At 73.5% G+C, this 9,717-nt stretch carries 8 protein-coding genes; all 8 read left to right on the top strand.

Annotation, left to right across the window (positions count from 1 at the left end; genetic code table 11):
* Positions 1-31 precede the first annotated feature (31 nt).
* The 8 genes from ACPXCB_RS06950 to ACPXCB_RS06915 all read left to right on the top strand — a co-directional run bounded on the left by ACPXCB_RS06950 (position 32) and on the right by ACPXCB_RS06915 (position 9,649).
* Positions 32-922: an acetaldehyde dehydrogenase (acetylating) gene (locus ACPXCB_RS06950; RefSeq protein ID WP_425873235.1), complete on the top strand. Its 891-nt coding sequence runs from the start codon at positions 32-34 to the stop codon at positions 920-922.
* Positions 919-1,938, top strand: a complete 1,020-nt coding sequence (gene dmpG / locus ACPXCB_RS06945; protein WP_425873233.1) for a 4-hydroxy-2-oxovalerate aldolase — start codon at positions 919-921, stop codon at positions 1,936-1,938. The genes ACPXCB_RS06950 and dmpG overlap by 4 nt, the downstream gene beginning before the upstream one ends.
* Before the next feature lie 92 nt (positions 1,939-2,030).
* Positions 2,031-3,017 (top strand): class I SAM-dependent methyltransferase, encoded by a 987-nt coding sequence (locus tag ACPXCB_RS06940; protein ID WP_425873231.1) that lies wholly within the window; start codon positions 2,031-2,033, stop codon positions 3,015-3,017.
* A complete protein-coding gene (locus ACPXCB_RS06935) occupies positions 3,017-3,802 on the top strand; it encodes a 2-keto-4-pentenoate hydratase (protein ID WP_425873229.1) in 786 nt (261 codons plus the stop codon). Before ACPXCB_RS06940 ends, ACPXCB_RS06935 begins: the two co-directional genes overlap by 1 nt.
* Positions 3,803-3,912: 110 nt before the next feature.
* Entirely contained in the window at positions 3,913-5,208 is a 1,296-nt protein-coding gene (locus tag ACPXCB_RS06930) for an aspartate aminotransferase family protein (RefSeq protein ID WP_425873227.1), read from the top strand.
* 38 nt (positions 5,209-5,246) lie between these two features.
* Positions 5,247-6,173, top strand: a complete 927-nt coding sequence (locus ACPXCB_RS06925; protein WP_425873225.1) for an ornithine carbamoyltransferase — start codon at positions 5,247-5,249, stop codon at positions 6,171-6,173.
* 92 nt (positions 6,174-6,265) lie between these two features.
* Positions 6,266-9,433, top strand: coding sequence for a type 2 lanthipeptide synthetase LanM family protein (locus tag ACPXCB_RS06920; protein ID WP_425873223.1), 3,168 nt, complete (start codon positions 6,266-6,268; stop codon positions 9,431-9,433).
* Between the two features lie 9 nt (positions 9,434-9,442).
* The gene (locus ACPXCB_RS06915) at positions 9,443-9,649 is read left to right on the top strand and encodes a hypothetical protein (RefSeq protein ID WP_425873221.1); all 207 of its coding nucleotides are present in this window, start codon (positions 9,443-9,445) and stop codon (positions 9,647-9,649) included.
* Positions 9,650-9,717: the final 68 nt, after the last annotated feature.

The raw sequence follows: 9,717 nt of genomic DNA, 5'->3' as shown, positions 1-9,717 counted from the left end.
CCGTGCGCGGCCGGACGAGAGGAAGAACTGGATGAGTACCCACACGAGCCCGCCACCCCTACGGGTAGCCATCGTGGGCACGGGCAACATCGGCACGGACCTGCTGTTGAAGGTCGAGGCGTCCCCCCTGCTGGAGTGTGTCCTGTTCGCCGGACGCCGCGCCGGATCACCCGGGATCGAGCTGGCCGAGCGCCGCGGGGTGCCGACCAGCGTGGCCGGCATCGACGCGGTCACCGCCCGCGCCGAGCACATCGACCTGGTCTGCGACGCGACCTCGGCCGACGACGCCGCCCGCCACTGGTCGGTCGTCGCGCCCACCGGGCTGCCGTTCGTCGACCTCACGCCGGCGCACCTCGGGAAGTTCTGCGTACCGGCGCTCAACCTGGACGACTGCCTCGACGAGCAGTACCTCAGCATGGTCACCTGCGGGGGACAGGCGGCGGTCCCGATGGCCCACTGCATGGCGGAGGCCGCGGACGGGATCGGCTACCTGGAGATCGTCTCGGCCAGCGCCTCGGCCACCGTCGGGCCCGCGTCCCGGGCCAACCTGGACGAGTACGTGCACACCACCGAGCAGGCGACCATCGAGTTCTGCGGCGTGCGATGCACCAAGACCGTGCTGGTCATCAACCCCGCCGAGCCCGGCATCGTCATGCGCAACTCCATCGCGGTGACGACCGCCGAACGGATCGACATGGACGCCCTGCGCGCGTCCGTCGCCATGATGGAGAAGCAGATCAGGTCGTACGTCCCGGGCTACCGCGTCGTCGTCCCGCCGGTGACGGTCGGGGACCGGATCACGATCACGGTGGAGGTCGAGGGCCGGGGCGACTGGTTCCCGCGCTACGCCGGCAACCTCGACATCATCACCTGCGCCGCCCTCGCGGTCGCGGAGGCCCGGGCGGAACGGCGGCGGTCATGAGCGGCGTACCGAAACTCAGCATCTGCGACACGACCCTGCGCGACGGCAACCACGCGGTCGGCCACCAACTCGGTCGCGCGGACATCAGCGCCTACGCGCGGGCGGCCGAGGCGGCCGGCGTGGACGTCGTCGAGGTCGGCCACGGCAACGGCCTCGGCGCCTCGTCCATCCAGGTCGGCATGGCCGCGCTCAGCGACGCCGAGATGCTGCGGGCCGCCAAGGCCGAGCTGCGTACGGCCCGCCTCGGCGTGCTGTCCATCCCCGGGTTCGCCAGCGTCGAGCGCGACCTCAAGCCGGCGCTGGACTGCGGGGTGGACGAGGTCCGGGTCGGCGCGCACTGCACCGAGGCGGACGTCACCCGGCAGCAGGTCACGATGCTGCGGGCGATGGGCGTCGCCGTCAAGGGGATGCTGTTGATGAGCCACATGGCCTCCGCGGCGAAGCTGCTGGAACAGGCTTGGCTCATGCAGGGCTACGGCGCCGAGGCGGTCATCCTGATGGACTCCGCCGGCGCGTACACGCCGGAGAAGGTCCGCGAGAAGGTCGGCGAACTCGTCGAGCACCTCGACATCGCGGTCGGTTTCCACGCGCACAACAACCTCGGCATGTCGGTCGTCAACAGCATGGCGGCGATCGAGGCAGGCGCCACCATCGTCGACGTCACGGCGCGCGGCTTCGGCGCGGGCGCGGGCAACGCACCGATCGAACTCGTCGCGGCCAACCTGCACGTCGGGCAGATCGAGACCGACATCCAGCTCTTCGGCGCGCTGGACGCGGCCGACGTGGCACAGGAGCGGTTCGTCAAGCACGTGCCCACCAACGACAGCGTCACCATCGCCAGCGGGATCGCCGGCGTGTTCTCCGGGTTCGCCGCGCCGGTGCGGCGCGCGAGCGCCCGCTTCGGCGTCGACCCCCGCAGGATCCTGCTGGAGCTGGGCAACCGCCGGGTGGTGGCGGGCCAGGAGGACACCATCATCGAGGTCGCCATGTCGCTGGCCGCCGAGCAGAGCCATTGAGCCGGTACGCGCGGCCCTCCGGGCTCGGATCACCCGACGTAGGGCTGGCATCACGTCACGTAGGGCTCGCATCACCTGATGTAGGAGGACCAATGCAACGCCATTCCCCGCTTCACGAGGCGGCCGACCTGGCCGGTGTCGCCGCGCTGCTGCAGATCGGCGCGGAGATCGGCGTGGACCGGCTGCTGGACTCCGGCGGCACGTTCGACGCCGCCGAGCTGGCCAGGACCGCCGACCTCCCGCAGGCCGGCGTGGAGGACTACCTCGCCGCGCTGGTCGCCGCCGGGCTGGTGGTCGGCACGGACGTACCGGACCGCTTCCGGGCGGCCGAGGACTACCCGGACCGGCGGTACACGGCCGGCTACGTGTCCTGGGCCATGAGCGCCAACGGCCCGTTCCTCGCCAACGCCCGGGAGTTCCTGACCGACCGCGACGCGGCGGCCCGGGTCCACCGACGGAACGGACGCCGGGTGGCGGTCAGTTCGAGGTGGATCGGCGAGCGGGCCTTCTATCCGCCGATCGTCGACCGGGTCGCCTCGGCCGGCGCCGCGCACGTGGCCGACCTCGGCGCCGGCGCCGGGGGGCTGCTCATCGAGCTCCTGGGGCAGGACCCGGGACGTACCGGTGTGGCGCTCGACAGCAGCGGCGCCGCGTGTGCCGCCGCGCGGGAGGCCGCCACCGCCGCGGGGGTGGCCGACCGGCTCCAGGTCGTCGAGCGTACGGTCCAGTCCCTCGCGGACGATCCCGGACCGGTCGAGGGCGCGGACGCCGTGCTGGCGTGCTTCGTCATGCACGACATCGTGGCGGACGAGTCGGTGGCCAAGGACGTGCTGGGCGCCTGCCGCGACGCGCTGGCGCCGGGCGGGTTCATGGCGGTCGCCGACGCGGTCTCCTATGCGCCCGACCCCGCGGAGCGGAGGTTCAGCGCGCTCTTCACCTACCTGCACGCCAGCTTCATGCGCGTGACCCTGCCGACCGAGCGGCAGTGGCTGGACACGTTCCGGTCCGCCGGCTTCTCCGAGACGGCGTGCGTACCGCTCGGCGTGCCCGGCGGTCGGCTCTTCGTGGCGGCCAGGTAGTGGCCACCACGCTGTCGCTGCACCGCACGCTCGCGGGGGAACTCAGGACGGCGGCGCGGACCCTTCGCGCCGTACCGCCGATCTCGGCCCGGCATCCGCAGCTCGACCTGGCGGACGCCTACGCCATCCAGAGCGAGCTGCGCGAGATGGAACTGGCCGAGGGCGCGGTCCTGGCCGGGCTCAAGATCGGTGCGACGAGCGAGGCGATCCAGTCGATGTTCGGCATCGACCATCCCGACTTCGGCTACCTGACCGACCGGATGGTGCTCGACGACGGCGCCGACCTCGACCTGGGCCGGTTCATCGCGCCGAAGGTCGAGGGCGAGATCGCGTTCCGGTTCGCGCAGGACGTCACCGGCCCGACCGTGACCGCGCACGACGTGCTGGCGGCCACCGCGGAGGTCCTGCCGGCGCTGGAGGTGCTCGACAGCCGGATCCAGGACTGGCGGATCGGCCTCGTGGACACCGTCGCCGACAACGCCTCGTCGGCGTTGGCCGTCCTCGGCGCCGGCGTGCCGCCCGGCACGACGGACCTGGCCGGCGCGCGCATGGAGCTGCGTAGCCGCCACGGCGTGCAGGCCGGGCGAGGCTCGGCCGTGATGGGCCATCCGGCCGAGTCCGTGGCCTGCCTGGTGCGCATCCTGTCCGGGTTCGGCACCGGGATCAGGGCCGGGCAGCTCGTGCTCTCCGGATCCTGGGCGGCGGCGGTGGACCTCGTGCCGGGGGACACCGTGCGGGCCTCCTTCGGCGCCCTGGGTCAGGTCGCGCTGACCACCCGCGGTTGACGTGCTCCGGGGCCCCGCCGGGCCCCGGCACCGCCCGCCGGTCGGGGAGCAGGCACCCGACCGACCTGTTTCGACGACGAGACGACTACGACCGAGGAGACCCCGGACCGATGACCATGCTGGTGGACGAGACGGTACCGCCGCACAAGGCGGCCTACGACTTCTCCCTCTTCGAGGCGATGGAGTCGGAGGTGCGTTACTACTGCCGCAAGTTTCCGGTGGTGTTCGACCGGGCCCGGGGCGCCGAGCTCTACGCCGAGGACGGCCGGATGTTCACCGACTTCTTCTGCGGCGCCGGCACCCTGAACTACGGCCACAACCATCCCCACCTGAAGCGTCGCATCACGGAGTACCTCGCCAGGGACGGCGTGATGCACGGCCTGGACATGTACACCGTGGCGAAGCGGACCTTCCTGAGCCGGCTCCGCGAGCAGGTGCTGGCCCCGCGAGGGCTGGACCACAAGGTGCAGTTCTGCGGGCCGACCGGCACCGACGCGGTGGAGGCGGCGCTGAAGGTGGCCCGTCGGGCCACGGGACGCCGTGGCGTGGTCTCCTTCAGCGGGGCGTACCACGGCATGTCCCGCGGGTCGCTTGCGGTCAGCGGTGGCCGCCGGGCCCGCGCCGCCGGTCAGGTGGGCACGGCGGACGTGACGTTCGTGCCGTACGAGGACGGTCCGGCGGGGCCGTTCGACTCGATCGGCTACCTGGAGCGGATGCTGTCCGACCCGTCGTCGGGGCTGGACCTCCCGGCCGCCGTGATCGTCGAACCGTTGCAGATGGAGGGCGGGGTGTACCCGGCGTCGGCCGACTGGCTGCGCCGACTGCGCGAGCTGACCACCCGGTACGGCGTCCTGCTCATCTTCGACGAGATCCAGTCCGGCTGCGGACGCACCGGCACGTTCTTCTGCTTCGAACACGCCGGCGTGGTGCCGGACATCATCACCGTCTCCAAGGCGATCGGCGGGTACGGGCTGCCGCTGTCGCTGGTGCTGTTCCGGCCGGAACTCGACGTCTGGTCGCCGGGGGAGCACACGGGCACCTTCCGGGGCAACCAGCTCGCCTTCGTCGCCGGCGCCGCCGCCTGCGAACTCTGGGGCCAGGACGGGTTCCGGACCACCGCTGCGGTCGGCGCCCGGCGACTGGAGCGCTTCGGCGCCGAACTGCGCGACAGCGAACCGGCGCTCGCCGTCCGGGGCCTGGGCATGGTCCTCGGCGTCGACCTGCGGGCGGCCGGGGGCGCCGAGCGGGCCGACCGGATCCAGCGGCGCTGCTTCGAGACCGGGCTGATCGTCGAACTCTGCGGACGCGACGACGAGGTGATCAAGGTGATGCCGCCGCTCACCATCGACCTCGCCCGGCTGGAGCGGGGCCTCGCCGTCCTGCACCGGGCCATCCGGGCCAGCTGACCGCCGCCCGCCACCGTCACCGTTCCTGGAGGATCCCGATGGACCGTCGTCCCCGCCGTCACCTGCTGTCCATGAAGGACCTCAGCGACGCCGACCTGCGGCACCTGGTGGCCCGCAGCGCCGACCACGCCGCCGGCCGGGTCGGGCCCGCCGACCAGTTGCGCGGCCTGGTCACCGCGGTCTACTTCCGCCGCACCTCGACCCGGACCCGTACCGCCTTCTCCAGCGGAGCCCTGCGGCTCGGCTCCCAGCTGATCAGCTACGGCCCCGGGGACCTGCAACTGAACACCGGCGAGACGGTCGAGGACACCACCCGGGTGCTGTCCGAGATGGTCGACCTGTTCGTCGCCCGGACCGCCGACCCGGTCGCCGAGCTGCGGGCGTTCGCCGGGCAGGACCGGATGGGGGTGATCAACGCGATGAGCGCCGAGGAGCACCCCACGCAGGCGCTGGCCGACCTGAGCACCATGACCGAGCGGTTCGGCCGGGTCGACGGGCTGCGGGTGCTCTACGTGGGGGAGGGCAACAACACCGCCGCCGCGCTCGCGCTGGCCCTCAGCCGTTTCACCGGAACGCGGCTGCACCTGCGCACGCCGCCCGGGTACGGCCTGGAGCCGGACGTCCTCGCCGCCGCCCGGGCGGCCGCCGCGCGGACCGGTTCGGCGGTCGCCGAGGCGCACCACATGGCGGACCTGCCGGAGGTCGACGTCGTCTACACCACCCGCTGGCAGACCACCGGCACCACCAAGCCGGACCCGGACTGGCGGCGCGTCTTCGCGCCGTTCCGGGTCGACGGGGCGCTGCTGGCGGCGAGCCCGGAGGCGGTGTTCATGCACGACCTGCCGGCGCACCGGGGCGAGGAGGTCACGGCCGGCGTGCTGGACGGTCCCCGCAGCATCGCCTTCGCTCAGGCGAGGCACAAGATGTCCAGCGCCCAGGCCGCGTTGGAGTGGTGCGCCGGGTGAGCCCGCAGGTCACCGGCGGTGCGCCGGTGCCGCCGAAATATGGGTACCGGTTACCCATGTGACCCCCTCGGGGCCGCCGGCACGATATCGGCGTGGAGAGATCGGGTACGCGAATTGCGGCGGCGGCGGCGGTGGGCGGTGCGGGCGACGCCTGGTGGGCGCCCGGCCTCACGCTGGCCGAACGGGTACGGGCAGCCGACGACGGCGGGTCCGTCGTCGCCGACCCCGGGTCCGAGCACGCCGTGCGGCGGTTGCAGGACTGGCGTTCGGCGTACGAGCTGGGGACGACGGGGCAGTTCGCGCACCGCCTGGCGGCCCTGAGGATCACCGAGGGGCAGTTCCTGGCTCTCCTCGACCGACCGCCGGCGGCGCTGGCGGCCGGGTCGGCGGCGCCGGGCTGGGCCGAGTACACCGAGCGGGCGCTCGGCCTCGCCCCCGACGGCGCCTCCCAGCCGACCCCGGGCACCCCGTGGTCCGACGCGTTCGCCGGCGTGCTGGCGCCGTTCGTCGCGGCCGCCTGCGCCGACCTGCGGCAGCGGGTACGGGCTCCCGGTACGCCCGCGGTGGTGGACCTCGCCGCCGTGTACGCCGGGTTCGCCGACGCGCTCCGCGCCCGGCTGGTCGCGATGGCGTCGCGTACCTTCGTCCTGGAACTCAACGTCGCCCGCGCCGCCGGCCGGCTGGCGGGTCCCACGCCCGAGCACCGGTTCGCCGCCTTCGTGGCCGACCTCGCCCAGCGCGAGCGGCTGACGCGGGTGATGACGGACTATCCCGTGCTGGCGCGGATCCTGGCGACCGCCTGTCGGCACGCCGTCGAGGCGGCGGCCGAGCTGCTCGACCGGTTCGTCGCGGACCGGGCGGAGATCCTCCGGCGGTTGTTCGACGGCCACGATCCGGGCCCGCTGGTCGGAGTCGACGTGGCGGGGGACTCGCACGGGCACGGGCGGGCGGTGGCGCTCCTGCGCTTCGCCTCCGGCGCCCGGGTGGTCTACCGGCCGCGCTCGGTCGCCGTCCACGTGCACTTCAACGAGGTCCTGGACTGGCTCAACGGGTTGCTGCCGGAGCTGGAGCTGCGCAGGTTGACCGTGCTCGCCCGCGGCGGCTACGGGTGGATCGAGGTCGTCGACCGTGCCGCCTGCTCCGACGCCGTCCAGGTGGGCGCGTTCTACCGCCGGCAGGGGGTGCTGCTCGCGCTGCTGTACCTGCTGGGCATGACGGACATCCACCACGAGAACCTGATCGCCTGCGCCGACCAGCCCGTCCTCGTCGATGTCGAGACGCTGCTGCACCCCGACCTGCCCGTGCCGACCGCCGCGCCCGATCCCGCCGCCCGGGCGCTGCGGACGTCGGTGTACCGCACCGCCCTGCTGCCGCAGCCGCTCATCGGCGAACGCGGCCTGCTGGACATCTCCGGCCTGGGCGGCGACCCCGGCGCGCAGCAGCTCCGGGAGGTCGTCGAGTGGGCCGCTGCCGGCACCGACACGATGCACCTGGTACGTGGTGCCGCGCCCGTGCGGGCGGCCGAGAACCGCCCGACGCTGGACGGCGTCCCGGCCGACGCCGCCGGGTACACGGGCGAGCTGCTCGCCGGCTTCCGCGCCGGGTACCGCGCCATCGCCCGGCGGGCCGGCGACCTGACCGGCCCGGACGGCCTGCTCCGGCGGTTCACCGCCGACGAGCTGCGGGTCATCGCCCGGTCGACGCGGACCTACACCGTGCTGCTGAGCGAGTCCACCCATCCCGACGTGCTGCGCGACGCGCTCGACCGAGACCAGATCTTCGACCTGCTCTGGGCGGCCTCGGTGGACGACCCGGTACGCAACCGACTGGTGTCCCGCGAGATCGAACAGCTCTGGGACGGCGACGTCCCCCTGTTCACCTGCCGCCCGGACGACCGCGACCTGGCCGGGGGCGACGGCGTCGGATTCGTCGACGTGCTCGACGAGCCGGTGCTGACGACCGCGCTGCGCAGGATCGCCGCCATGGGCGCGGTCGACCAACGCGACCAGGAGTGGATCGTCCGGGCCGCGCTCGCCGGCCGACTCGGCGGGGCACGCCACGAGTGCGCGGAGCCGGCCCCCGTCCGGTGGGAGGCCACGGCACCGGACCCGGGCAGGCTGCTCACGGTCGCCTGCGGCATCGCCGACAAGATCATCTCGGACGCCTACGACGACGGCGTGTTCGCCAACTGGCTCGGCCTCGAACCGGTGGACGGCGGGCACAGCACGATCATGCCGCTGGGCGCGGGGCTGGGAAACGGATACCCGGGCACCGCCCTCTTCCTGGCCGAACTGGCCCGGCTGACGGACGTCGACCGCTACGCCGAGGCCGCCCGCAGGGCGGTGCGCCAACTTCCCGTGCTGCTCACCGCGATGCAGGCCCGGCCGCACCTGGCGGACACGGTCGGCAGCGGCGGGTTCACCGGCCTCGGGGGGATCGCCTACGCGGCGGCCCGGCTCGCCGACCTGCTCCGGGACGACGCGCTCGGCGACTCCGTCGAACCGGCGGTACGCCTCGCGGCGATCGCCGCCGCGACGGACCCCAACCCGGGCGTGCTCGACGGGCTGGCCGGCTGTCTCGCCGCGATGCTCGCCGTCAACGAGCTGACCGGCCTGCCGCTCGCCGCCGAGACGGCCCGCGACTGCGCCAAGCGGCTGCTGGCGGCAGTCCCCACGCTGCCCGCGCAGCCCGGCTTCGCCACCGGTACGGCCGGGATCGGCTGGGCCCTGCTGCGGTTCGCGCAGGCGGAGGGCGACGAGCGGTACGCCGAGGCCGGCAGCGCGATGCTGGCCCGTGCCGCCACCGGCCCGGTCCCGGACCCGTCGGCGCACTCGTGGTGCCACGGCGTGCCCGGAATCGCGGTCGCCATCGCCGACCAGGGCCGGCTGCTGGCAGACCCGGCGCTGGCCGCCTTCGTGGACCGCGCGGCGACCGCCGTGTCGAGATCGGGGCTGGTCGACGACCACAGCCTCTGCCACGGGGAGCTGGGTAGGCAGGAGATGCTGTCGGTCGCCGCCGCGCGCGGTCGCCGGGCCGCCGCCAGCGTCCGCTCCGACCAGGCCGGACAACTGGTCGCCGCGCTGGACCAGGCCGGCCCGAGATGCGGTGCCGCCGGCGGCGTGAGCGTCCCCGGCCTGCTGGACGGCCTGGCCGGGATCGGCCACGGACTGCTCCGTATCGGCTTCGCCGATCGAGTGCCCTCGGCACTGCTGCTGCATGCCGAGCCGACGACATCCGACGTGGTGTCGAGAACCAGATAGGGGGAAGATATGCGGAACGACCTGACTGTTCCTCGACCGGCGGGGGCGGCCGAGGAACCCGAGCCGGCCGACACTCACCCGGCGGGCGAGATCAAGTTCAGCTTCCTGTGGCACGTCGGGAGGCGGTCGGGCATCCTGACCGGCCTGATGATCGCCGCGCCCGCCATCGCGGCCATCATCGACACCGGTGGTACTGGCGGTCACTCGTCGGAGTGAGTCCGACCGGGAGCGGCACCTTCCCGTGTCGTTTCATCGACAGCGGGCGCCCGTGTTCGACGCGGTAA

Origin of the sequence: Micromonospora sp. DT62 (assembly GCF_049847285.1) — a bacterium.
In the GTDB taxonomy this organism is placed as follows: Bacteria; Actinomycetota; Actinomycetes; order Mycobacteriales; family Micromonosporaceae; genus Micromonospora; species Micromonospora reichwaldensis.
Note: the sequence above shows the minus strand (reverse complement) of the source record. Positions and strands in the feature narration are given on the sequence as shown.

Bases quoted from the DNA above. Each gene is read 5' to 3' on its own strand.
- ACPXCB_RS06930 (WP_425873227.1), top strand. From the start codon at position 3,913: ATGACCATGCTGGTGGACGAGACGGTACCGCCGCACAAGGCGGCCTAC.
- dmpG (WP_425873233.1), top strand. From the start codon at position 919: ATGAGCGGCGTACCGAAACTCAGCATCTGCGACACGACCCTGCGCGAC.
- ACPXCB_RS06915 (WP_425873221.1), top strand. From the start codon at position 9,443: ATGCGGAACGACCTGACTGTTCCTCGACCGGCGGGGGCGGCCGAGGAA.
- ACPXCB_RS06925 (WP_425873225.1), top strand. From the start codon at position 5,247: ATGGACCGTCGTCCCCGCCGTCACCTGCTGTCCATGAAGGACCTCAGC.
- ACPXCB_RS06940 (WP_425873231.1), top strand. From the start codon at position 2,031: ATGCAACGCCATTCCCCGCTTCACGAGGCGGCCGACCTGGCCGGTGTC.
- ACPXCB_RS06950 (WP_425873235.1), top strand. From the start codon at position 32: ATGAGTACCCACACGAGCCCGCCACCCCTACGGGTAGCCATCGTGGGC.